Below are 23,941 nucleotides of genomic sequence, written 5' to 3'. Positions count from 1 at the left end.
CGAATCACGCCGCTTTGATGTCCTAGATATAGGCGCAAAAGGCGGTTTTTCCAAGGTTTGCGGGCATTTCAGGGCTGAACCCCGAGCTGGCAGCCGGCTATTTTTTCGCGGCTTTCAATTTGGCCAGAAGACCGCGCAGATATTTGATCGTGGGTTTGTCCCTCGGCGCCAGTTTGCCTGTTCGGTCAAGCTCCAGCGTCAGGTCTAGCGCCTGCGACAACACAGCCTTCGGATTCTTCGCCACATAGGCATAGTTGATGTAGGCCTGTACCAGATCGAATCGCCAGATCGCATTGTCCGGATCGGACAGGGCCAACCGCTGGCGGATGGCCAGGCTGGCTTCGAAGGCCTTCTTCGAGCCCTCATAGTGGCGCTGCTTGGTCTCCAGCAGGCCTATTTCCTCGAACGTGATCGACAGGTCGCGCTGCCAGTCGGAATTGCCCGGGTCGAGCTTTGCCAACCGGTTGGCAATGACGAGACTGTCCTGGTAGTTCTGCAAAGCACCGGCGATATCGCCCTGGGCATCAAACACGCCGGCAATTTTTTCCAGACAGACCGACAGGTCGCGCTGCCAATCGGTGTTGCCTGGGTCGCCGGCGGCAAGGTCTCGCGCCGTGGCCAGCGCCTGCTGGTAGGCGTCCAACGCGAGTGGCCAGTCCTTCTGGTCGCCGTAAGCATTGCCAATCTTGGCGTAACCGACCGACAGGTCGCGCTTCAAATCGGTGTCGTTTGAGTCGCGGCGCACCAGCGCTTCGGCGATTATTTGGCTCTTGTTGTAGGCGTCGAGCGCGCCCGCAGCGTCGCCACGCTCGCGCAGGACGTCGCCGATCCTGGTGTAGCTGACGGAGACGGCGCGCTGATGCCTGGGGTCGTCGGGGTTGTTCTGCGCCAGCGCCAGCCGAATTCTCAGGCTCTCTTCGAATGCAGTCTGGGCGCCATCCAGCTGGCCGGCGGTGCGGGCAAGACCGCCGATTTCGTCGTAGGTAATGGTCAGGTCGCGCAGCAGATAGACGCTGTTCGGCTCGGCATCGGCCAATTGCTGCTTGATGGACAGGCTTTGCTGGTAGGCTTGGGCTGCCGCACCCACATCGCCTTGCGTGGCCAGCACATTGCCGATCTTATCATGGGCCATGGCGAGATCGCCGAGCCAGTCCTTCTTGTCCGGCACGTTTGTGGTCAGGCCCTGCAACATGTCCCTGGCCGCCTCATAGTTTTGCAGGGAGGCCGGCAGATCGCCTTGCGCCATCTTGATGTTGGCGAACTTGATATGGCCGATGGCCAGGTCGCGCTTGACGCTCGGATCGGTTTCCTGGCGCGCTCGCTGCTCAAGATTGGCGACCAGCGCCGCAAAGGCGCGGCCGGCGGCGTCGGTGTTGCCGACCGTTGTGTAGAGGATGCCGAGCTCTTCCAGCGTGCGGCTTTGGCGGTCGGCCTGTTCCAGGCTGAGCGAGGTCTGCCCGGCTTCGCCATAGAGCGCCAGCACCGTTTCATAGTCCTTGATGGCGGTTGCATAGTCCAGGGTGGCACGCGCCGCGCCGCCTGAGAGAAATCGCGTCGCGGCTTCGGACAGGGTGCGGCTGACGAAATTGGCCTTCAACGCCTGGCGCGAGACATTGTCGACGTCGGCGGCCTTGGCGAGGATCACGCGTGCACCATCGAAAGCGCCGAGCGCCAACTGTTCCTCGGCCTGGCGGCGCAGTTCGGTCACCTGCGGGTCGTCGGCGGCCAGCGTCTTCATCTCGCCGCGCACCTTGACGAAGGCGTCGGCCGCCTCGCGCAGCTTGGCGTCCAGGCTTTCGCCGGAGAGATGGCTGGTGTCGGAACTGATCAGCGCGCCATAGAGCGGCGCCAGCGGCATGTCGGCATCGCTGGCGACCCGTTCGACCGCGCCGCGCATTTCCGGCGTCACATCGGCCATGGCAAGCAACAGCCGCTCGCGCTCCGGCAGTTGTTCCTTGGCCGCCGAGGCGAAGAACAGCTTCGGCAGCCCGCTCTCGACGTAGGGCAGCTGTTTTCCGCGCGAAAGGTCGTAGACCTCCTGCTGCACCAGCGTCAGCACCGAGCGGATTTCGAGCCCGTCGGTGCCGAGGTATTTGATCAGCGCCGCTGTAAAGGGCGAATTCGCACCGGTACCGTCGGCAGCCGTCTCGCCGGGCGCCGCCGAAAAGGCGAACAGGATGTTTTCCGCCTTGCCGACGCGTCCGAGGCCCGGCTTGATCTTGTCCACCAGGTCCTTGATCAGCGATGTGGCGCCACGCCCCTCGCCGTTGCCGCCTGTGAACGGATCGCTGCGGCAGGCGTCGAGCACGATCAGCCCGACCTTCGCCGTGGCGGCAACCGCATCGCGCACTTCCTCCAGCGGCAGGCTGGTCTTCTCCAGCTGGTCGAGCGAGGAGGCATCGGCATCGACCGGCAGAAGACGGTTGTCGCCGGAGATTTCGACGCCATGGCCGGAGAAATACACCAGCGCCACGTCGGCGCCCATGGCGTCCTCGCGAAAATCGTCGAGAGCCCGGCGCATGCGCCTGAGATCACGGTTGGTTTCGAGAACGACCTCGAATCCAAGCGTCTTCAGCGCCGCTTCCATCGCCGCGCCATCATTGACCGGATTGGCCAGCGGCCGCACCAGCCGGTAGTGGTCCTCGGCAATGACCAACGCCACGCGCCGCTCCGCCACCGCTGTGGCGGTGGTCGCAAGCATCAACAGCAAGGCAAACAACAGGCGCAAATCGAACCGCCCCCGGCTCAGTCACCTGCCGACCATTCCACCTCTTTATGGCATGAGCAAGCCGGGGCCGGCTGCGTTACGTAGCCCGCATCGGCTTCAGCGCCCCGCTCCAGCGCGAGAGCTCGTCCAGCATGGTCTTGGTCCCACCCTCTACCTGCTCACTAGCCTGGAAGGAGCCGTCGCTTTCCAGCAGTTTCTGATACATCGGCAGCGCGACGCCTTCCGAGATGGGCATGACGCCCACCGCGGTCAGCAGCGGCTTCAGCGCCTGCGCGGCGCGCAGGCCTCCGGAAACCCCGCCATAGCTGAAAATGGCGGCTGGCTTGTATTTCCATTCGCGCGCAAGGTAGTCGATGGCGTTGACGATCGCAGGCGCCACGAAATAATTGTACTCCGGCGCAACGAACACGAAGGCGTCGGCGGCATCAATGACCTTCGACCAGGCTTTGGTGTGGTCGTTCTGGTAATTGCCGAGCCTGGGGTGATGCGGCTCGTCCAGAACCGGCAGATGGAACGTGGCAATGTCGGTCAGCACCGGTTCGAATTTGCCGTGCTCGCGGGCAAAATCCTCCAGCCAGTGGGCGAAGACCGGCCCGGCGCGGCCCGGCCGCGTGCTGCCGATTATGATGTTCAGCTTGTGCTTCAAGCGGACTCTCCTGGGCGATTGGCAGTAGCTGTTGGTAACTGTCACCTATGGCAGAGTGTCCAACCGGACAAGCCGCAACCGTTTCACCGGCGGTCACGATCCGATGAACACACCGTCTGTCGGGCACACCGGGCGCTGCAGCGTTTCAGTTTGCCGTTCGGTCACATGGACGCCCGGATTGCCAGCCACTACATCTGAGCTATCAGCGGAGCACCTCATGGACACGCAGCCCGTCCCCTTCGTGCCGCCGGCGCCCAAGCCGCGCACGACGCCGCCTTCGACGCTGGAGATGATGCGGATCGTCTACCGCAATCCGCTCGAACTGTGGGGCGAGCACACCTACAACGAGCCCTGGATTTCGGCGAATGGCGTCGGCGGGCATCTGATCGTCGCCAACGATCCCGGCCTTATCCGCCACGTGCTGATCGACAACGCCAAGAACTACAAGATGGCGACGGTGCGCCAGATGATCCTGCGACCGATCTTGCGCGACGGGCTGTTGACCGCCGAAGGCGAGGTGTGGAAGCGCTCGCGCAAGGCGATGGCGCCGGTGTTCACGCCGCGGCATATCTTCGGCTTCGCCGAGCCGATGCTGCGCCGCACGATGCAGTTCGTCGCCCGCTATGACGAAGGCGGCATGACCGATGTCGCCCATGACATGACGCTGCTCACCTACGATATCCTGGCCGAGACGCTGTTTTCGGGCGAGATTGCGGGCGAGCCCGGCAGTTTCGCGCAGGAGATCGACCGCCTGTTCGAAACGATGGGCCGTGTCGATCCGCTCGACCTGTTGCGCGCGCCCGAATGGCTGCCGCGGCTGACCCGCATCCGCGGCCGCAAGACCATGGCGTATTTCCGCAAGATCGTCACCGATACAGTCAAGATGCGCGAGGAGCGGCTGAAGCGCGACCCCGACACCGCGCCGCAGGATTTCCTGACGCTTCTGCTGCGCGCCGAAGGCCCCGACGGGCTGACGCGGGCGGAAGTCGAGGACAACATCATCACCTTCATCGGCGCCGGCCACGAGACCACCGCGCGGGCACTGGGCTGGACGATCTACTGCCTCGCCGAAGCGCCGTGGGAGCGTGAAAAGGTCGAGCGCGAGATCGAGGCCGTGCTGGCGCGCGAACCCGACCCAACGAAATGGCTCGACGCAATGCCGTTCACCCGCGCCGCCTTCGAGGAGGCGCTGCGGCTTTATCCGCCGGCGCCGTCGATCAACCGCGAGCCGATCGAGACGGAGACCTGGAACGATCTGGTGCTCCCCAAGCGCGCGGCCGTACTGGTGATGCCTTGGGTCGTCCACCGCCACAGAAAACTGTGGGACATGCCCGACGCCTTCATGCCCGAACGCTTCCATCCGGGAAACCGCGAGAAGATCGACCGCTTCCAGTATCTGCCGTTCGGCGCCGGTCCGCGCATCTGCATCGGCGCCAGCTTCGCCATGCAGGAGGCGATCATTGCGCTGGCCATCATGCTGTCGCGCTTCCGCTTCGACGTGACGGCCGAGACCAAGCCGTGGCCGGTGCAGAAACTGACGACACAGCCGCAAGGCGGCCTGCCGATGCAGGTGACGCGGCGCGTTTAACGGCGCAACGCCTTGTTACGCGATGCCGGCGGGCTTGCGCTGGAACTGGCCTGCGGCGCGGAAGCGCCAGAGATAGCTGGGCAGGATGGTGCCGATAGACTGCGGCTGGATATCGATGCCGGCAAGGTTCCGGTTGGCCTTGTTGGCCTCCTCCGACACGATGTTGGGCTGGCGCAGCAGCAGCACCTGGTCCTTGGTCAGCAACGGGTTGGGCAGCAGGCCGAGGATCGAGGCCTGCAGATTGGCCATCCACCACGGCACCGGCACCAGGAGCCGCTTGCGCTCGATGACGGTCAGCAGCTCTTCCATGCACTGCTTGAAGGTGAGCACTTGCGGCCCGCCGAGTTCATAGATCTGGCCGCCCTTGATCTTGCCCTCGACCGAACGCGCCACCGCTTCGGCGACATCGCCGACATAGACCGGCTGGAACTTGGTCTGGCCGCCGCCGATCAGCGGCAGCACCGGCGAATAGCGCGCCATGTCGGCGAAGCGGTTGAAGAAACTGTCCTCGGGTCCGAAATTGATCGACGGTCGGAAGATGACGGCGTCCGGGATCGTTTCCAGGACGGCCTTTTCGCCGAGCGCCTTGGTGCGCGCATAGTCGGATTCGGCGTTGAGGTCGGCGCCAAGCGCCGAAATATGGGTCAGTCCTGCGCCGACCGAGCGCGCGGCTTCGGCGACGGCGCGGGCGCCGAATTCGTGCACGGTGTTGAATTTCTGCCGGCCGCTTTCATGCGGGATAGCGACCAGATTGATGACATGGTCGGCGCCCTGCACGGCGCGGTCGACGGACCAGCGCACGCGCACATTGGCCTGCACCGGCTGGATCTGGCCGACATTGCCGAGGGGCTGCAGATGTCCCGCTAGATCGGGCCGGCGCACCCCCACCCTGATGCGGTAGCCGCGCTTGGCCAGCGCCCGCACGATGTGGCGGCCGACGAAGCCGGAGCCGCCGAAGACGACCACGAGCTTGGGGATCTGCAGGATTTCGGTCATGGCTGGCTCCGGCGCTCGAAAGCTTGGCTGAAGCCGTTTCATAGTCCGTTTTGGGCCAAAGGCAAAGGGTGACGCGTCGTCGCTGCCACCCTCTTATAGACCCTTCAGAACGCCTTGCCGATGCGCGCGTCGACCGACTGGCGGTTGCCGCCGCGGATAACGAAGAACAGCAGGATCGCCGCCCATAGAAGCGACTTTTCAGCGCCGGAAAAGCCCTGGCCGACAGTGATCCAGTGGAACCAGACGGTGACCAGCAGCACGATCATGCCGGCAAAGGCGGCGGGCCGAGTCAACAGGCCGATGGCGATCAGAATGCCGCCGAAGAATTCGGTGCAGGACAAAAGCAGCGACCAGAACGCGCCGGGATAGAAGCCGAGGCCTTCGACCATCTCGGCGGCGCCGAAAGGGTTGGTGATCTTCTGCGAGCCGTGAATGGTGAGAAACCCGCCGGCGACGACGCGCAGAAGGGTTTCGGCGCCGTCATGCAGCGACGAGTACAGGCGGCCAAACACCGGAATGATCAGTCTGCCGCGGGAGGCGTCGGTGGTTGCGGACATCGTAGCTCCTGTTGTTGTGATGACCTCTCGCAAACGCCCGATGGTTCCCGGCAAGTCAAGTTAACAAAAGTTAACTTCCGCCATCAAGTTTTAGCACACAGAGCACGAACGCAGAAAACCCCGCCGAAGCGGCGTTTTCCGCGTGACGCAACGGTCGAGACAGAGCGCAACGGGGCGGGTAACCTGAGACGGCATACGCCCGCCCGGGCCCTAAACGCATCCGACAGAAGACACCGACCGGGCAAACCCGACCCGGCAGCTATTGGTCGTTGCGATCGGTAGAAAGGTTCAGCCAGGTCGCGTAAAAATTCGTTGTCGCAGGACTGCTTCAGCCCGAATAGCGCTCGGCGAATTCGGAAATGCGCTGCACCACGGCTTTGGAGGCATTGATGCCGCGCGCCTGCGCCTTCTCGGCCGCTTCGGCCCGCGCCCGGCCCGGCACGTGCACGCCAAAGCGCCGGCGCAGCCGGTCGAGCTGGTTCTTCATGCGCTGCTCGAAATCCGGGTCGAGCAGCTTGGGCTCGACGGCGAGCACGAACAGGCCGGTTCCGGGGCTGTCCGGTCCGCCGGAGAACCAGGGCGCGTCGAGCGACCAGTTGGCGCCCGACAAGCCAGCCGCCAGCACTTCGACCATCAGCGCGATGTTGGCGCCACGCTGGCCGCCGAAGGCCAGCATGGCGCCCTTCATGGCCGCGGCCGGATCGGTGGTCGGATTGCCGCTGGCGTCCAGCGCCCAGCCTTCGGGGATCTTCTTGCCGTCCTCGGCCGCCTTGCGGATGTTGACGAAGGCGGTGGCGCTCGACGACTGGTCGATGACCAGCGGCGCGCCATCGGCGGCGGGTGCCGCAAACGACATCGGGTTGGTGCAATAGACCGGCTTGACCGAGCCCGAGCCTGCCAGCACCGCCGGCCCGTTGGTGGCGGCGAAGGAGACCAATCCCAGTTGCGCCAGACGCCCGGTGAAATAGCCTAGTGCGCCGCAGGTATAAGCGTTCTTCTGCGAGAAGATGGCGACGCCGAACAGCTTTGCCGCCTTGGCAAGGTCATCGATGGTGCGGTCGAAGCCGGTATGGGCGAGGCCGCCACGCGCATCGGATTGATAGACGGCGAGCGCCGGCCTGGTGATCACGGGATCGGCATTGCCGTCGATGCGGCCGGCTTCCAGCGCTTCGAGGTAATCGATGAAATGGGTCAGCCCGACGGTCGAAAGCCCTTCCGCCTCGGCGGCAATGATCGAGGCGGTGAGCGACCTCGCCGCCTCCTCATTGGCGCCGGCGCCGAGCGCCGCCATCCGGCACAGCCCTGTTGCCTGATCGAGAGAGAGTTGCATGTTGCGGACCCGATTGGTGGTGAGTGAGTAGGGAGTAGTCAGTAGGGAGTAGCGAAAGCAAGCGGTTTCCCGGTCATATGCTGACTACTCACTACTGCCTACTCACTATTCCCTAGCCCACCTTGTTCGGTATGCGCGCCTCGATCTTGCTGAATGCAAACACCAGGAGGCCGGTGATGATCATGTAGATCAGCGCCAAAAGCAGCAAGGGTTCGTAGGTGAGGTAGGTGTCCTGCCGGACCTTGGATGAGACTGCGAAGATGTCGATGACGCTGATCGTCGCCACCAGCGGCGTCGACTTCAGCTGCAGCACGGTTTCGCCGGTCAGCGTCGGCAGCGCCCGGTAGATGGCCTGCGGCAGCCAGATGCGGCGGAAAATCTTCCAGCGGCTCATGCCGAAAGCGCGGGCCGCCTCTAACTGCCCCTTCGGCACGCCGGCAAAGGCGCCGCGCATCACTTCGCCCTCATAGCCGGCGAAGGACAAGGTCAGTGCCAGCACTCCATAAGGCCAGGCTTGCCTCAGATACGGCCACATCCAGGATTCGCGGATCCAGGGAAATTGCGGAAACAGCGAGCCTAGCCCGTAATAGAGCAGCCATAGCTGGATCAGCAGCGGCGTGCCCCTGATGACGGTGCAGAATGTCCTGGCGGGCGCGGAAAACCAGAAAGAGCCGGCGGCCTGCGCGAGCCCGAGCGGCACGGCGAGCAGGAAGCCGAGAAAGCAGGTGACGGCCAGGATCCACAGCGAGCGCCAGATGCCGATCAGTCCCATTTCATAATATTGCGGCAGCCAATCCCAGCGCATGAAGAAGGCTGCGCCGAAAACCAGCGCGATCGCGACCAGGATCAGCACGATGCGATGCGGCTGCAGCCACAGCGACGTGCGCGCGGCAGCGTTGATGATGGTCGCTTCTCCGGCCATCAGCGCGCATCCTTGAGCGACGGCATACCGCGCCGCGACCAGGCCTCGACGCGGCCGATGAGCAGGTTGGAGACCAGCGACAAGATGAGATAGAGCACGCCCGCGGCGAAAAAGAAGGTGAAATAGGCTTTGGTGACCCCCGCAGCCTGCCGCGTCGCCAGCGCCAGCTCGTAAAAGCCGACGACCGCCAGAAGGGCCGTATCCTTGGTGGCGATCAGCCACAGATTGGCGAGCCCGGGTATGGCGAAGGGCAGCATCGCCGGCAAGGTGATGCGCCGCAGCATGAGCCCGGGTGACATGCCATAGGCGCGGGCGGCTTCGATCTGGCCCTGCGGTATGGCTAGGATGGCGCCGCGGATCACTTCGGTCGAATAGGCACCCTGGACAAAGCCGAGCACGGCGATGCCCGCGGCAAGGCCGCTGATGTCGACGCGCTGGTAGCCCATTGCCGTCAGCGCCTGGTTGATCAGGTCCGTCCCGGCATAATAGAGCAGCAGGATCAGCACCAGTTCGGGCACGGCGCGCACGATGGTGGTGTAAACCGCCAGCAAGTCGCGTACGACCGGCCCGCCGTAAAGTTTGCCAAAGGCGCCACCGGTGCCGATCAGGAGACCAAGGACCGTGGCGCCGAGCGCGATCTCGATCGAATGGAGCAGCCCAAGCAACAGCGTGCCGCCCCAGCCCGGCGGATTGGGCGAGAGAAGTTCTATGATGCCGGCCGCCGAGGCCGAAAGAAGTGCGTCGATCAGCGTCGCCCCCGGATTGCTGGCTTCAACCACCGCCGACGGCAGCGCCGGCGGCAAGCATGTCTGGGAAAGATCGGGCAGGGAGGCATGGCGCTAACGCCATGCCCCCTAGCTCATGCGAGGATCGTCAGTTCGACTGCGCGCCGCCACCACCGTAAATGTCGAAATCGAAGTATTTCTTCGATATCTCGTCATATTTGCCGTTCGAGCGGATCGCCTTGATGCCGGCGTTGATCTTGGCCTTAAGGTCGGTGTCTTCCTTGCGCACGCCGGCGCCCACGCCCGGTCCGAGCACTTCATCGTCCGGAGCCACCATGCCCTTCAGATCGCAGCAGGCCTTGCCCTGGTCCGACTTCAGAAATGCGTCGAGCGCGATCGAATCCGCCTGGACGGCGTCGAGGCGGCCTGCGGCCAGATCGTTGTTGGCTTCGTCCTGCGTCTGGTATTCCTTGATCTCGGCAGCCGTGGGCCCGAAATGCTTCTTCGCATAGGCCGAATGGGTGGTCGACACCTGCACGCCGAGCACTTTGCCCTTGAGATCGTCCGGCGTGGCGCCGAATTTCTGGTCCTTCGGCCCGATGATGGCGGTCGGCGTGTTGTAGTACTTGTCCGAGAAGTCGATGGTCTTCTCGCGTTCGGCAGTGATCGACATCGAACTGGCGATGACGTCGATCTTCTTGGTCGTCAGCGCCGGGATGATGCCGTCCCAGGCGACAGGCGTGATGACGCAGTCGAGCTTCTCCTCGGCGCAGACGGCGTCGATGAACTCGATTTCCCAGCCAACCCATTTGCCGGAAGCGTCCGGCGAGGTGAAGGGCGGATAGGGCTCGGCGGCGACGCCGATCTTGACCGGATCGGCCTTGGCCACGCCCATGGCGGCGACGCCGAGCAGCAGCGCTGCGGCGAATGTTTTCAGAACAGTCTTCATGTCACGACTCCCAGTTTGTTGTTGGTTCCCGGTTTTCTTCCGTCCCGGCCTTCCTAGCCGATGTTGCGGATGAACTGCTTCAGCCTTTCGGATTTCGGTGCGCCGAATATCTGCTCCGGCGGCCCCTCTTCCTCGACCAGCCCGTTGCAGAGGTAGACGACATGGGTCGCGACCTCGCGGGCGAATTTCATTTCATGCGTGACCAGCACCATGGTGCGGCCCTCGCGCGCCAGGTCGCCGATCACCTTCAGCACCTCGCCGACCAGCTCCGGGTCCAGCGCCGAGGTCGGCTCGTCGAACAGCATGACGCGCGGGTTGATGGCCAGGGCGCGGGCGATCGCCGCGCGCTGCTGCTGGCCGCCCGAGAGATAGGCCGGATAGACGTCGCGCTTTTCGGCGAGGCCGACGCGCGCCAAAAGCTTTTCGGCTTCCCTGATCGCCACGTCGCGCCTGACGCCCAGAACATGCACCGGAACCTCGATGACGTTCTCGATCAGCGTCATGTGGCTCCACAGGTTGAAGTTCTGGAACACCATGCCGAGCTTGGCGCGGATGCGTTCGATCTGCCGGCGGTCGGCGGGCACGGTGTGGCCGTGGCTGTCGGCCTTGAGTTTGATCTCCTCGCCATTGACGCGGATGATGCCGCTGGTCGGATTTTCCAGGCAGTTGATGCAGCGCAGCAGCGTCGACTTGCCGGAACCCGAGCCGCCGATAATGGCGATCACCTCGCCGTCGCGCGCCGACAGCGAAACGCCTTTCAGCACATGCAGCTGGCCGAATTTCTTGTGCAGGTTCTCGACATGGATGGCTTCGGCGGCGCCGTCCTGCGCCTTGCCGGATTGGACTGCGGCGGGTCCCGCCGCGCTCACCGGGGAACCTCTGCCACAGGGTCCACGGCAGATCGTCGAACGTCTATCCGGCTAATCAACATACGCTGTAATGCCCACTCCAGACTTCAGCATGGACCCAACAGCGCGAGCCCGTCAATCCCGCTCATTACGGCACTTGCGGCCTTATTGTGCAAGTGTATAAATAGCCTCCGATGAAATTTCTTCCATTTTTTTCACCCTGAACACGGCATTGAAAAGGGCACCGATGAGCGCTTTCGGATCACAGTCCATGGCGGCGCCGTTGCGGCGCGTGCTGATGCGGTCGGCGGCCAATGCCATGCGCGGCGCCGACCGGGCTACCTGGCACTATGGCCCGGGTTTCGATGCGGTGAAAGCGGCGGCGCAGCACGCGGCTCTTGCTGAACTGGTGACGGCTTCCGGCGCCGAAATCGAATGGATCGATGACAATGCCGACGGGCTGTCGGATTCCGTATTCACCCACGATCCGTCACTGATGACCGATCGCGGCGCGCTGATCCTGTCCATGGGCAAGCCACTGCGCGCCAGGGAGCCATCGCTGCATGAGGAAACCTACACACGCCTGGGTATTCCTATCCTCGGCCGCGTCCAGGCTCCCGGCCAGGTCGAAGGCGGTGATTGCGTATGGCTGGATGCCAGCACGCTGGTGATCGGGTGCGGGGTGCGCTCCAACCAGGAAGGCATACAGCAGGTTTCCAACCTGCTGACGCCGCTTGGCATTTCCGTCTACGGCTTCGATCTGCCGCTGTGGCAGGGCGAGGAGGCGTGCCTGCATCTGATGTCGGTGATCAGCCCGCTGGCCGACGACCTGGCCCTGGTCTATTCACCGCTTTTGCCGGCGCCGTTCTATCAGTTGCTGAAGGCGCGCGGCATCCGGCTGGTGGAAGGCGACGCCGAAGAGTTTGCCGCGTCCAACGGCCTCAGCCTGAACGTGCTGCCGACCAGCCCGCACAAGGTCATTGCCGTCGCCGGCTTTCCCAAGACCAGGGCCGCGATGGAAGCCGCCGGCTGCACGGTTCAAATCTTCGAGGCGGATGCGCTCTGCATCGCCTGCGAAGGTGGGCCGACATGCCTGACGCGGCCCATCCTGCGGCAATGAATGAGCGCCGCAAGTTCCGCCGCGAGGGCGAGGAGCGGCGGCGGCAGGATTTGATCGAGGCGACCCTGGACAGCGTGGCCGAACATGGGCTGGAGGGCGCCAGCCTGCGCACCATCGCACTGCGCGCCGGCGTCACCGCCGGGCTGATCCGGCACTATTTCCCCGGCAAGGAAGACTTGCTGCAGGAAGCGTACGCGGCGCTGATGGGCCGCATGACGGAGCAGGCGAAGGCGGCATTGCTCATGGAAGACGCCTCGCCGCGCCAGCGCCTTGCGGCCTTCGTTACCGCCAACCTCAACGCGCCGATCATCGATGCACGCGTGTTTTCGCTGTGGGCAACCTTCATCGGCCGCGCCGGCGCGGATCCGAGCCTGGCTCGCGCCCACCGCGAAGGCTATCTCGGCTTTCGCAACGAGGTGGAAGCGGTCGTCGCCGAAGTGCTCGGCGCCGAACAGCGCAGGCCGGACGCGAATGAGCTGCGCCGCCATGCCATTGCGATCAACGCGATCATCGACGGGCTCTGGATCGAAGGCTGTCTGGCCGCAGAGATGTTCTCGCCTGGAGAATTGGCGGCGATCGGCGTCAAAGCCATAGAGGCCGAGCTCGGCCTCGCGCCGCAAAAGGGAGAGAAGCCATGACCACCATCGGCGAAGCGCTGATCACGCTGCTCGAAGCGCATGGCGTCGACACCGTTTTCGGCATTCCTGGCGTCCACACTGTCGAGCTTTACCGGGGGCTGGCGCGTTCAAAGATACGCCATGTCACGCCGCGTCACGAACAGGGCGCCGGCTTCATGGCCGACGGCTATGCCCGCGCCAGCGGCCGGCCGGGCGTCGCTTTTGTCATCACCGGACCGGGGCTGACCAACACCATCACCGCAATGGGCCAGGCGCGCGCCGATTCGGTGCCGATGCTGGTGATTTCGGGCGTCAACGCGATGCCGACGCTGGGCAAGGGGCTGGGCTTCCTGCACGAACTGCCGGACCAGCGCGGCATGATGGAGAAGGTGGCGCTGTTTTCGCAGCGTGTCACCGAGGCCAGCGAATTGCCGGGCGCTTTGGCGCGGGCCTTTGCGCTGTTTTCGTCGTCGCGGCCGGGCCCCGTCCATATCGAAATCCCGACCGACGTCATGGTCAAACCGGCGGACGGCATCGCTGCTTCGCTCACCAATGCGGCGGCGCCGGCGCCGGACGGCGCGGCCATTGCCGAGGCCGCCAAACTGATCGCAGCCGCGCGCCGGCCGCTGATCCTTGCCGGTGGCGGTGCCAAGCGCGCTGAACAGCCACTGCAGCGCCTGGCCGAGCGGCTCGGTGCGCCGGTCGTCCAGACCGCCAATGCGCGCGGTCTGCTGCACGCGCATCCGCTTTGCGTGCCGGCCAGCCCCAGCCTGAAGGCGGTGCGTGCGCTGATGGCAGACGCCGATCTGGTCATCGCTGCCGGCACCGAATTCGGCCCGACCGACTATGACGGTTACAGCGACGGCGGCTTCGTGCTGCCCGCCAATCTGATCCGCATCGATATCGGCGCCGACCAGCTCGCCCGCCGCCCGGTGAGCGTCGGCATCCAGGCCGATTGCGCGGAGGCGCTTGGTGCACTGCTAGGCGCGCTCCACCCTGATCATGCCGCAGCGAAGGACGGCGAGAGCCGCGCAGCCGCGTCGAGAAAGGCGGCCTTTGCCGAGCTCAGCCCGGCCTATGCCGCGCAGGTGCGTGCGGTGGAAACCATCCGCGACGCACTGCCGGGCGCTATCATCGTCGGCGATTCCACGCAGCCGATCTACGCCGCCAATCTCTATTACGACCATGACCGGCCAGGCGGCTGGTTCAACGCCGCCACCGGTTTCGGCGCGCTCGGCTACGGGCCGCCGGCGGCGATCGGCGCAGCGCTCGCCATGCCCGGCGTGCCGGTGGTTTGCCTGACCGGCGACGGCGGCTTCCAGTTCACCTTGCCGGAGCTGGGCGCGGCGCTCGATGCACCCGCACCGGTCATCTTCGTCGTCTGGAACAACAGAGGCTATCGCGAGATCGAAACGTCGATGCTCGATGTCGGCGTCGAGCCGGTCGGCGTCTCCCCGGCGCCGCCGGATTTCTGCAAGCTGGCCGAGGCCTACGGCATATCAGCCGAGCGGCTTGCCGGTACTGCCGGTCTCGCCGATGCGCTCAAACGCGCACGCGCAACCAGACTGCCGCACGTCATCGAAATCACCATCGACTGACGCCTGGCCGCGCGCCGTACGTCCATGCGCGGGGGTCGGAAGGGACGGTCGGCGGCTTCGAGCGATGCAAAGACGCAACAACTGCCATGTCGAGATGTCGGTTGAGTGATCGTGCAAAAGGCGCGACGCTCTGCGTCGGCGCGGCACGACAAGCGACATAATATAAGAAACGACAGGAGCGTCCAGGATGACGGAAACAGTTCAGGGCAAGCATATCGTGGTGACCGGCGGCACCGGGGCGCTGGGTGCCGCGGTCGTCGGCAAATTGCTGGCGGACGGCGCGATCTGCCATGTGCCCAATGCCCACGCGTCGGCCCCCTCGCATTTCCCCTTCGCGGCCCATGATCGCGTCCGGCTGGCGCATAATGTCGATCTCGCCGATCCTGCCAAGGTCGATGCCTTCTATGACAGCGTTCCCGAATTGTGGGCCTCCATCCATCTGGCCGGCGGCTTTGCCGCAGCCCCCGTCGAGAAAATCGAATCCGCATCCTTTGCCGAAATGATGGACACCAACGCTCGCACCGCCTTTCTGTGCTGCCGCGCGGCAGTGCGCTCCATGCTTGGCTCGGCCACTGCAGGCCGCATCGTCAATGTCACGGCGCGTGCTGGGCTCGACCCGCGCCGAGGCGCCGGCATGGTCGCCTATGCCGCCAGCAAAGCGGCGGTGGCGGCGATGACCGTGGCGATGGCGGAAGAGCTGAAGCACAAAGGCATACTGGTCAACGCGGTGGCGCCCTCGACGCTCGATACGCCGGCCAACCGCGCCGACATGCCGGACGCCGATTTCGGCAGATGGGTCAGCCTCGAAGCCGCCGCCGAGGCAATCGCCTATCTGGCATCACCGGCCAATCTGGCAATGAGCGGAACGCTGGCGCCACTTTACGGCCGCGCCTGAAGTTCGCCGCGCAGAGCGGTTCATTTGGTTTGGCTTCCGATGGCGGCCTTTGCCGACCTCGCCTGATCTACAGCGGAGGTTGGCCATTCAATCATGGCGACCGCCGACGCCTCCACGGCATTAGAAGGCCTGCGACTACGTCAGGTTCGAGACGCCCGCTTCCACGACCTCGACTGCGTCGCCGATGGCGATCGCGCCGGCGTTGTTGGGAATGGCATTCTGGCCGAAGATGATGCCGCCCTTGGCGGAGCGGTGGAGTTTGCCAAGCGTCTGCAACGGCTCGCGCGGGTCCGGCTGCTCGCCGCTCAACGGATCTCGGGTGGTGATGACGCACCGCGAGCAGGGCTTTGCGATGCGCAACTCGACAGCGCCGATGCGGATCGTCTTCCAGCTGTCTTCGAGCCATGCGCCGTCTGCGTCGACGACGATGTTTGGTCGGAACCGCGCCATCTCGATGGGCCTGGCAAGATGGCTGTTCAGATGGTTCAGCGAGCCTGTCGTGGCGATCAGCAGCGGAAAACCGTCGGCAAAGCCGACGAAATCGCCGGGTTGGCCGAATTCCGCATCGACCGGCCGGTTTCGCGGATCGTCGAAATAGACGAGGTCGACGGGCCGGCCAAGAATAGCCGAGAGATATGCACCGGCGGCCGGATCGCCCGGCCGCGCGGCAACCATATCCTTCCAGATCTTGACTTGCCGGAGCGCGGTGCCGGGAGCCGGTGCCTCGACGAAGTGCGAGCCATGCCTGTCATGCTTCAACAGGATGCCCGTTCCGCGATGCTCGACGTCGATCGTCGTCATATCAGGTATCTGGCGAATGGTGAGGAACTGCCCATCCTTGTCGACGACCATCCAACGGCGGTCGCCTTCCATGCCCATTGTCTCGATGTCGGCGCTCGGCACGGCATGGCCGCGCAGGCTCTTGACCGGATAGCGATAGAGTTCGACGACCTTCATCGCGCATGCTTCTCCGTTGCCCGAAGGGCCGGACTTCCGTGTTTCGGTCTGCAACGACAGCCGAGCCTACAGCCGCGCATGCGGAATTGAAGGGGTTCCGCCGTCTTTGTCTTGTGCCAACCGCGTCGCCGAGCATGAAAAAACCCGCGAGCCTTGCGGCCCGCGGGTCTTCTTGTTCAAGCCGCGCGTGAGGCGCAGCCGAGGTTTACGCTTGCGCGAAGCGACTTACGCGCTGCGCGCGAAGCGGCTTAGCTGCCCTGCTTCTTCAGCGCGGCGCCAAGGATGTCGCCCAGCGAAGCGCCGGAGTCGGTAGAGCCGTACTGTGCGACGGCTTCCTTCTCTTCGGCGATTTCCAGCGCCTTGATCGAGACCTGCAGCTTGCGGGTCTTCTTGTCGAAGGCGATGACGCGGGCGTCCAGCTTCTGGCCGACCGAGAAGCGCTCGGGGCGCTGCTCGTCACGGTCACGGCTGAGGTCGTTGCGCTTGATGAAGGTTTCGATGCCGCTGTCGACCAGCCGCACTTCCAGGCCGCCATCCTTGATGCCGGTGACTTCGCAGGTGACGACCGCGTTCTTGCGCAGTTCGCCTGAAGTCGCCGCTTCGCCGACCGTATCCTTGGCCAGCTGCTTGATGCCGAGCGAGATGCGCTCCTTGTCGATGTCGACGTCGAGCACCTGCGCCTTGACCATGTCGCCGCGATTGTACTCTTCGATGACCTGCTCGCCCGGACGGGTCCAGTCGAGGTCCGAGAGGTGCACCATGCCGTCCACGTCGCCTTCAAGGCCGATGAACAGGCCGAACTCGGTCTTGTTCTTGACCTCGCCCTCGACCTGGCTGCCGACCGGATGGCTCGCGGCAAAAGCCTGCCACGGATTCTCGAGCGTCTGCTTGAGGCCGAGCGAGATGCGGCGCTTGGCCGGATCGACCTCGAGCACGACCACGTCGACTTCCTGCGTCGTCGACAGGATCTTGCCGGGGTGCACGTTCTTCTTGGTCCACGACATTTCCGAAACGTGGATGAGGCCTTCGATGCCCGGCTCCAGCTCGACGAACGCGCCGTAGTCGGTGATGTTGGTGACGGTACCCTTGATCTTCTTGCCGATCGGGAACTTGGTGCCGATCTCGGACCACGGATCGCTCTCGAGCTGCTTCATGCCGAGCGAGATGCGGTGGGTTTCCTGGTTGATGCGGATGATCTGCACCTTGACCGTCTGACCGATGTTGAGGATTTCGGTCGGATGGTTGACGCGGCGCCACGCCATGTCGGTGACATGCAGCAGGCCATCGATGCCGCCGAGGTCGACGAACGCACCGTAGTCGGTGATGTTCTTGACAACGCCTTCGACAACCTGGCCCTCTTCGAGGTTCTGCACGATTTCCGAACGCTGTTCGGCGCGGCTTTCCTCGAGCACGGTGCGGCGCGACACAACGATGTTGCCGCGGCGGCGATCCATCTTGAGGATCTCGAAGGGCTGCGGGTTGTGCATCAGCGGGGAGACGTCGCGGATCGGGCGGATATCGACCTGGCTGCGCGGCAGGAAGGCCACGGCGCCGTCGAGGTCGACGGTGAAGCCGCCCTTGACCTGGTTGAAGATGACGCCTTCGACGCGCTCACCCTTGGTGAACTTCTCTTCGAGCTTGACCCAGCTCTCTTCGCGGCGGGCCTTGTCGCGCGACAGGACGGCTTCGCCCAGCGCGTTTTCGATGCGCTCGACCATGACCTCGACCGTGTCGCCGACCTTGAGCGTCGAGTCCTTGCCTTTGACGCCGAATTCCTTCAGCGGCACGCGGCCTTCGACCTTGAGGCCGACATCGATGATGGCCATGTCTTTTTCGATCGCCAGGATCGTGCCCTTGACGACCTGACCTTCGCCGGAGTGGCCGGCGGTAAATGATTCTTCGAGCAGGCTCGCGAAATCGTCGCGAGTGGGATTTGCAGCTGACATATTTTCTCCTGGAGTGCCCCGCATCTCTTGCGGGACGGGCGCCGTGGGTTAGCGTTGCGTTGGCCTGCCGGCGTTCCGGGCTACAAAAGCCCTGGGCCGCCTAAGCGGCAATTCCGGCGCATGAAGAATGCTGGCAGGCTGGTTCGTGCCCGATATGGGCATTTTCTTCGCTTCCGGCAATCGGTGGAGCGGGAAAACCCTGGATCAGGCTGTGTCTCTCTTGGCCAGGGCGTCGTCGATGATCGCTTTGGCCGCTAGAAACGCGGCCTCTATAGCCATTTCGGAGGTATCAAGCAAGTGCGCGTCCGCCGCCGGCTTCAGCGGCGAGTCGGCGCGGCCCATGTCGCGCTCGTCGCGGCGCACAATATCGGCAAGGATTTCGGCGAAATCGGCGGTGCCGCCGATGCTTTCGATCTCGGCCAGCCGGCGCTGCGCCCGCACTTCGGCGCTCGCCGTCACATAGAGCTTTATGTCGGCGTCAGGGCACACGACCGTGCCGATGTCGCGCCCGTCGAGCACCGCGCCTGGCGGTGTCCTGGCGAAATCGCGCTGCTTTTCGACCAGGATGCGCCGGACGGTAGGGTAAATCGCGACCTTCGAGGCCGCCTCGCCAACCGCATGCGCCGACAGCACCGCACGGTCGAGCTTTGCCAGATCGACCTGGCGTGCGGCGGTTTCGGCTGCTGAGACATTGTCGAGTGGCAGCGCGTGCCGGATCAACGCATAGGCGACGGCGCGGTAGGTGAGGCCGGTGTCGAGCAGGTTGAGGCGGTAGTGGTCGGCGAGACGGCGGGCAAGCGTGCCTTTGCCGGCGCCGGCGGGACCGTCGATGGCGATGGTGAAGGTCATTGGCGGGCCAACACGATCGAAAGGCTCGATGAAAAAGACAGACGCCACGATCCTTCGCGCCCCCCTCTGTCCTGCCGACATCTCTGCTTGCTTTGCGCTCGACATCAACCTACCCGATCTCCGCACCGAGCCCCGTCATCAGCCCCATGAATTCCGGAAAGCTCGTCGCGATCATGGCGGCGTCGTCGATGGTTACCGGCTTTTCCGTTGCCAGCCCCATCACCAGGAAGCTCATGGCGATACGATGGTCGAGATGCGTCTGCACCGTCGTGTCCTGGCCATCGGGATGGCCGCCCAGCCCCTTGCCGCCGGGCTTTCCGCGCACCGCGAGCGAAGCTTCGCCTTCGGTGCAGTCGACGCCGTTGAGCTTCAGCCCATTGGCAACCGCTGCCAGTCGGTCGGATTCCTTCACCCGCAACTCTTCCAGCCCCTGCATCAACGTCTCGCCCTCGGCGAAGCTCGCGGCAACCGCCAGCACCGGATATTCGTCGATCATAGACGGCGCCCGCTCGGGCGGCACGATGACGCCCTTGAGCTCGGAGTAGCGCACGCGCAGGTCGGCGACATCCTCGCCGCCGGCATTGCGCGGGTTCAAGATGTCGATCTGGCCGCCCATTTCCTGCAGCGTTAAAAGCAGCCCGGTGCGGGTCGGGTTCATCAGCACGTTCTCGATGACGATGTCCGAACCCGGCACGATCAGCGCCGCGACCAGCGGGAAGCCGGCCGAGGAGGGGTCGCCGGGCACGGCGATGGTCTGCCCCGTCAATTTGCCCTGGCCCTCGATGAAGATGTGGCGCACGCCGCGCTCGTCGGTCTCGACCGAGAGATTGGCGCCAAATCCCCTAAGCATCTTTTCGGTATGATCGCGCGTCATCACCGGCTCGATCACGGTGGTGATGCCGGGCGTGTTTAGGCCTGCCAGCAGCACGGCCGACTTCACCTGCGCCGAGGCCATCGGCACGCGGTAGGTAATGGGTGCGGCGTGTTTCGGCCCATGCAGCGTGATCGGCATGCGGTCGCCCGGCGTCGCCTTCAGCACCTGCACGCCCATTTGGCGCAAGGGTTCGAGCACGCGGCCCATCGGCCGTCCCGACAGCGATGCGTCGCCGATGAAGGTCGTTTCCATGTCGTAAGTGCCGACGAGGCCCATTGTGAGGCGGGAGCCGGTGCCGGCATTGCCGAAATCGAGCGGGCCTTCCGGCTGCAGCAGCGCGCCATTTCCGGTGCCGCGGACCACCCACTCGGCGCCGCGCTTCTCGATATGCGCGCCCATCGCCTTCATGGCGGCCGCCGTGCGCATCACATCCTCGCCTTCGAGCAGGCCGGTGACGCGGGTTTCGCCGGAGGCAAGGCCGCCGAACATCATGGAACGGTGCGAAATCGACTTGTCGCCCGGCACGCGAGCGGTGCCGGAAAGGGCGGATGATTTGCGGGCGGTGGCCGGCTTGGCAGCGGCGGCGTGAGACATGGAATTTCCCTGGACGGAATGCCGGCGCACCGGCGCTTTTCATTTGTTGCGGCGGTCTCGTATCACGGCGGGCACGAATGGTCATCCCCATGGTCGTCGCTTGGCGCGAGGCCTTTCAGTGCTTGGTTTTGTGACGCCGGCTTTTCGCTTTGACAGCGCGGTAAACTGTGGTTAAGGGGACCACTCTTTTACTGACGAGGCTTGACGTGGCAAAAAACGAACTTGGCACAAAGCGTGTCGACCCTGAAACGGGCCGAAAATTCTACGACCTGAACAAGGACCCTATCGTCTCGCCCTATACGGGCAAGACGTATCCGCGTTCCTATTTCGAGGACGGCAAGATCGCCGCCCTCGAAGAGGAAGAGGAAGTGGCCGAGAAGGAAGTGGACGCCGAGGAAGAAGAAGGCGTTGAAGTCGTCTCGCTTGAAGAGGCCGACGAAGACGTCAAGGCCGGCGACGAGCTTCCCGATCTGGGCGACGACGAGGACGATGTCGATCTAGGCGACGATGAGGACGATACTTTCCTTGCCGACGAAGAGGAAGAAGACGACGACGTCGCCGACATGATCGGCGTCGGCGACGACGACGACGAAGTCTAAGAACGCTTCGAACGCATGCATTTAGCGGCGTTGACGGGCTATGACGAAAAAGCGGCCCTCGAAGGCTTGATCTTCAGGGAAGGCGGGGTTAGAAGCCGCCTGCACTAAACGGCGCGGTCCTGAAACCCGCGCCGGACCTCTCGCCGGCAACGGCGACGGCTGACTGCCGGAGTGGGGCCATAGCTCAGTTGGGAGAGCGCTTGAATGGCATTCAAGAGGTCGTCGGTTCGATCCCGATTGGCTCCACCAAACAGTCTTTTTCCGACGCTCGGTTTCGCGGCATTCGTGCTTGTCGCCTGCCAGTCGGCGCCTGAACCATCATCGCCGCCGCCAGCGCCCGCACCTCAGCCCATGGCGCCTGCCGCGATCTCTGCTCCTGATGGTGCGGCGGTCCTCGATCCATCCGTGCGGGTTATGCCGCCCGGCGAAGGCGTCCCGGCCAAATATGTCGCGTTTTCCGGCATATGGGGCGGACAGCTGGACGGGATGTATGACGGCAAGCTCGCCGTGCTGACGATTACGCGCGGCGGCAATGTCACCGCCACCTATGCCTGGGGCGATGTCGCCGACAACAAACCGGGCGTGGCCGATGGCGAAGGCAAGATTTTCGGCAACACGTTGAAACTGCGGCGCCTTCCCAATGGCGCGGACGTCAGCGCGGTCATTCAGGCGGACGGAACGCTGGCCGTCACCTATGGGCTTGCCGACCGAACCTATACGGGCACGTTCACCAAGCAATAATCGCGAGAGCTAATCTTCCGGGGGAGCCACGGCTGGCCCCTTCCCTTGATCAGTGCAATCCGAATTCGCGCAGCAATTCTTCACGGTAGCGCACGAAGCGGCTCTCGCTGCGCTCGCGCGGGCGTGGCAGGTCGATGTCGATCAACCGCGCCGCGCCGCCTTTCTCCTTGGGCAGGATCAGCACCCGGTCAGCCAGATAGATCGCCTCCTCCAGATCGTGGGTGACCATCACCATGGTGACGTTCTCCTCGCTCCAGATGCGCGCCAGTTCCTCCTGCATGCCGATCTTGGTCATGGCGTCCAGGGCCCCCAGCGGCTCGTCGAGCAGGAGGATCTCGGGCTGCACGGTGAGCGCCCGGGCGATGCCGACGCGCTGCGCCATGCCGCCGGAAAGCTGGCTCGGAAAAGCATCGGCGAATTCGGCAAGGCCGACCAGGGCGACGTAGAAGCGGGCGCGTTCCTCGGCCTGCCTCTTGGGAACACCGCGCACTTCGAGGCCGAACGCGACATTGCCGAGCACGCTCAGCCACGGCAGCAGCCGCGGCTCCTGGAAGATCACGGCACGCTCGGCGCCGACGCCATGCACCGGCTGGCCGTCGATCGCGACACCGCCGCTGTCGGCCGCCTCCAGCCCGGCCAGAATACGCAGCAGCGTGGTCTTGCCGGAGCCGCTGGCGCCGACAATGACCAGGCATTCCCCCGAACGAATGTCGAGGTTGAGCGTCCGCAGCACGGCAAGCTGGCGCCCGCCGAGGCTGAAGGATTTGGACAGGTCGCGGATCGAGACCTCCCCGCCGCGGTTGGAACCGGTCATCTCATCTCTCAGCTATTTCAGAGCTCAGTTGATCTTGGTTTCGCCGGGCCGGTACAGAATGTCGGCGGCTTTCAGCTTGCCCTTGGCCAGACGGCCGTCGCGCTCCAGCACCGCGACCCAGAAGTCGATGTCGCGATCGGTCGCCTGCGCACCTTCGCGCAGACCAAAGCCGGTCCAGTAGCGGGCGAGATCGCCGTTTTCGCCGCGCTTGTCGAGGATAGTGGCCAGCACCTTGCGGGCTTCGTCCGGGTTCTGGCGCGACCAGTCCGAGGCGCGCGCCGACTGTTCGACGAAGTTGCGCGCCGCATCCGGGTTGGCGGCAATGAAGTCGCGCCTGAGTACGACGAAGCCGCCGGCGAGTTCGCCGCGCCCCTGGGTGTCGTCGAACACGCCGCGCACGCCGCCGTTGGCGACCAGCGCGCCGGCAAAGGTCGCCTGCCAGTAGCCGAGGCCGGCAATGTCGACCTGGCGCGAGCGCAGCGTCTGCTCAAGCTGCGGGCCGGGCACGACAATGAGGTTGGCGGCGGTCGGCGGCAGGCCGACGCTGTGCAGGGCCTCACGCACCGTATAGTCGAGATGAGCGCCGAGCGTGTTGACCGAGATGGTCTTGCCGGCAATGTCGGCGATCGATTTGATCGGGCTGTCTTCCAGCACGTAGAAGACGCTCTTCACATCCTTGTTGATGCCGTTGCTCGGATACGCCGCGACGAAGTCGTTGCCGCCGGAGATCGAGTTGATCACCGCCGCGGTGGCGGCCGAGCCGATGTCGACGCTGCCGGAAGACAGCGCAAACAGCGATTCCGGTCCACCCGAGGAATAGCCGACATTCTCTAGCTCGACGCCGAGCCCTTTGAAGTAGCCAAGCTCGTCGGCCAGCTCGTGCGGGGAGATGCTGCCACGGCTGGCGAGGTAGCGGAACTTGACGGCTGCGGCTTGCGCAAAGGCCATGCGCGGCAGGCCGGCGGCGATGAGGCCGGCGGCAAGCGGCGCGCCGGCAAGCAGCGAACGGCGGGTGATTTTCATGATCGGGTCCTTCCTGGAGGTAAAC

22 protein-coding genes and 1 tRNA gene are annotated in these 23,941 nt (G+C 64.5%); 8 read left to right on the top strand and 15 right to left on the bottom strand.

The features are described 5' to 3' along the window. Positions 1 to 97: 97 nt before the first annotated feature. Entirely contained in the window at positions 98 to 2,728 is a 2,631-nt protein-coding gene (locus tag NKI88_RS13500; protein ID WP_352655585.1) for a caspase family protein, read from the bottom strand. A 76-nt stretch (positions 2,729 to 2,804) separates the two neighbouring features. Further along, positions 2,805 to 3,374: an NADPH-dependent FMN reductase gene (locus NKI88_RS13495; protein WP_023745825.1), complete on the bottom strand. Its 570-nt coding sequence runs from the start codon at positions 3,372 to 3,374 to the stop codon at positions 2,805 to 2,807. Between the two features lie 217 nt (positions 3,375 to 3,591). Here NKI88_RS13495 and NKI88_RS13490 point away from each other — a divergent pair, with 217 nt between their 5' ends. Next, positions 3,592 to 4,962: a cytochrome P450 gene (locus NKI88_RS13490; protein ID WP_023736883.1), complete on the top strand. Its 1,371-nt coding sequence runs from the start codon at positions 3,592 to 3,594 to the stop codon at positions 4,960 to 4,962. A 15-nt stretch (positions 4,963 to 4,977) separates the two neighbouring features. On the opposite strand, the gene NKI88_RS13485 is transcribed toward NKI88_RS13490, so the two are convergent. From NKI88_RS13485 to NKI88_RS13455, 7 genes are all read right to left on the bottom strand, one after another. Beyond that, positions 4,978 to 5,958: a complex I NDUFA9 subunit family protein gene (locus NKI88_RS13485; RefSeq protein ID WP_352655583.1), complete on the bottom strand. Its 981-nt coding sequence runs from the start codon at positions 5,956 to 5,958 to the stop codon at positions 4,978 to 4,980. A 104-nt stretch (positions 5,959 to 6,062) separates the two neighbouring features. After that, positions 6,063 to 6,515, bottom strand: coding sequence for a DoxX family protein (locus NKI88_RS13480; protein WP_023829355.1), 453 nt, complete (start codon positions 6,513 to 6,515; stop codon positions 6,063 to 6,065). A 328-nt stretch (positions 6,516 to 6,843) separates the two neighbouring features. Beyond that, the gene (locus NKI88_RS13475; protein ID WP_352655582.1) at positions 6,844 to 7,845 is read right to left on the bottom strand and encodes an Ldh family oxidoreductase; all 1,002 of its coding nucleotides are present in this window, start codon (positions 7,843 to 7,845) and stop codon (positions 6,844 to 6,846) included. Positions 7,846 to 7,957: 112 nt separating this feature from the next. Then, positions 7,958 to 8,767, bottom strand: a complete 810-nt coding sequence (locus NKI88_RS13470; RefSeq protein ID WP_023703668.1) for an ABC transporter permease — start codon at positions 8,765 to 8,767, stop codon at positions 7,958 to 7,960. Further along, positions 8,767 to 9,480 (bottom strand): ABC transporter permease, encoded by a 714-nt coding sequence (locus NKI88_RS13465; RefSeq protein WP_196814080.1) that lies wholly within the window; start codon positions 9,478 to 9,480, stop codon positions 8,767 to 8,769. The genes NKI88_RS13470 and NKI88_RS13465 overlap by 1 nt, the downstream gene beginning before the upstream one ends. Positions 9,481 to 9,640: 160 nt before the next feature. Continuing rightward, positions 9,641 to 10,441, bottom strand: a complete 801-nt coding sequence (locus NKI88_RS13460; protein ID WP_023671323.1) for a transporter substrate-binding domain-containing protein — start codon at positions 10,439 to 10,441, stop codon at positions 9,641 to 9,643. Between the two features lie 53 nt (positions 10,442 to 10,494). After that, positions 10,495 to 11,310 carry an ABC transporter ATP-binding protein gene (locus tag NKI88_RS13455; RefSeq protein ID WP_023729738.1) on the bottom strand — a complete coding sequence of 272 codons (816 nt, stop codon included), beginning with the start codon at positions 11,308 to 11,310 and terminating at the stop codon, positions 10,495 to 10,497. A 226-nt stretch (positions 11,311 to 11,536) separates the two neighbouring features. Between NKI88_RS13455 and NKI88_RS13450 the strand changes: the two genes are divergently transcribed. The 4 genes from NKI88_RS13450 to NKI88_RS13435 all read left to right on the top strand — a co-directional run bounded on the left by NKI88_RS13450 (position 11,537) and on the right by NKI88_RS13435 (position 15,519). Beyond that, complete coding sequence (locus NKI88_RS13450; RefSeq protein ID WP_352655580.1) at positions 11,537 to 12,409, top strand: dimethylarginine dimethylaminohydrolase family protein; 873 nt, start codon at positions 11,537 to 11,539, stop codon at positions 12,407 to 12,409. After that, the gene (locus NKI88_RS13445; protein WP_352655578.1) at positions 12,379 to 13,047 is read left to right on the top strand and encodes a TetR family transcriptional regulator C-terminal domain-containing protein; all 669 of its coding nucleotides are present in this window, start codon (positions 12,379 to 12,381) and stop codon (positions 13,045 to 13,047) included. The genes NKI88_RS13450 and NKI88_RS13445 overlap by 31 nt, the downstream gene beginning before the upstream one ends. Then, positions 13,044 to 14,624, top strand: a complete 1,581-nt coding sequence (locus tag NKI88_RS13440; RefSeq protein WP_352655576.1) for a 5-guanidino-2-oxopentanoate decarboxylase — start codon at positions 13,044 to 13,046, stop codon at positions 14,622 to 14,624. The genes NKI88_RS13445 and NKI88_RS13440 overlap by 4 nt, the downstream gene beginning before the upstream one ends. Before the next feature lie 187 nt (positions 14,625 to 14,811). After that, on the top strand, positions 14,812 to 15,519 hold the full coding sequence (locus NKI88_RS13435; protein ID WP_352655574.1) for an SDR family NAD(P)-dependent oxidoreductase: 708 nt from the start codon (positions 14,812 to 14,814) through the stop codon (positions 15,517 to 15,519). Between the two features lie 135 nt (positions 15,520 to 15,654). On the opposite strand, the gene NKI88_RS13430 is transcribed toward NKI88_RS13435, so the two are convergent. The 4 genes from NKI88_RS13430 to aroA form a co-directional block, all read right to left on the bottom strand. After that, entirely contained in the window at positions 15,655 to 16,476 is an 822-nt protein-coding gene (locus NKI88_RS13430; protein WP_352655572.1) for an MOSC domain-containing protein, read from the bottom strand. Between the two features lie 248 nt (positions 16,477 to 16,724). After that, positions 16,725 to 18,422, bottom strand: a complete 1,698-nt coding sequence (gene rpsA, locus NKI88_RS13425) for a 30S ribosomal protein S1 (protein ID WP_023703671.1) — start codon at positions 18,420 to 18,422, stop codon at positions 16,725 to 16,727. A gap of 204 nt (positions 18,423 to 18,626) precedes the next feature. Further along, positions 18,627 to 19,271: a (d)CMP kinase gene (gene cmk / locus NKI88_RS13420; protein ID WP_352655621.1), complete on the bottom strand. Its 645-nt coding sequence runs from the start codon at positions 19,269 to 19,271 to the stop codon at positions 18,627 to 18,629. Positions 19,272 to 19,380: 109 nt separating this feature from the next. Continuing rightward, complete coding sequence (aroA, locus tag NKI88_RS13415) at positions 19,381 to 20,739, bottom strand: 3-phosphoshikimate 1-carboxyvinyltransferase (protein WP_352655570.1); 1,359 nt, start codon at positions 20,737 to 20,739, stop codon at positions 19,381 to 19,383. Positions 20,740 to 20,945: 206 nt separating this feature from the next. On the opposite strand from aroA, the gene NKI88_RS13410 reads away from it, so the two are divergent. From NKI88_RS13410 to NKI88_RS13400, 3 genes are all read left to right on the top strand, one after another. Beyond that, positions 20,946 to 21,338: a TIGR02300 family protein gene (locus NKI88_RS13410; protein WP_023683538.1), complete on the top strand. Its 393-nt coding sequence runs from the start codon at positions 20,946 to 20,948 to the stop codon at positions 21,336 to 21,338. Positions 21,339 to 21,511: 173 nt separating this feature from the next. Further along, positions 21,512 to 21,587, top strand: a tRNA-Ala gene (locus NKI88_RS13405). A 102-nt stretch (positions 21,588 to 21,689) separates the two neighbouring features. Beyond that, complete coding sequence (locus NKI88_RS13400; protein ID WP_023683541.1) at positions 21,690 to 22,079, top strand: hypothetical protein; 390 nt, start codon at positions 21,690 to 21,692, stop codon at positions 22,077 to 22,079. 49 nt (positions 22,080 to 22,128) lie between these two features. Here the strand turns inward: NKI88_RS13400 and NKI88_RS13395 are convergent, their stop codons facing one another. Together NKI88_RS13395 and NKI88_RS13390 are read right to left on the bottom strand one after the other, a co-directional pair. Continuing rightward, positions 22,129 to 22,893, bottom strand: coding sequence for an ABC transporter ATP-binding protein (locus NKI88_RS13395; RefSeq protein WP_023683542.1), 765 nt, complete (start codon positions 22,891 to 22,893; stop codon positions 22,129 to 22,131). A 24-nt stretch (positions 22,894 to 22,917) separates the two neighbouring features. Next, complete coding sequence (locus NKI88_RS13390) at positions 22,918 to 23,916, bottom strand: ABC transporter substrate-binding protein (protein ID WP_352655567.1); 999 nt, start codon at positions 23,914 to 23,916, stop codon at positions 22,918 to 22,920. Positions 23,917 to 23,941: the final 25 nt, after the last annotated feature.

The sequence above is a fragment of the Mesorhizobium sp. M0317 genome, assembly GCF_040321555.1.
Classification (GTDB): Bacteria; Pseudomonadota; Alphaproteobacteria; order Rhizobiales; family Rhizobiaceae; genus Mesorhizobium.
The sequence above is the reverse complement of the archived record's forward strand: the minus strand, read 5'-3'. Positions and strand labels throughout refer to the sequence as shown.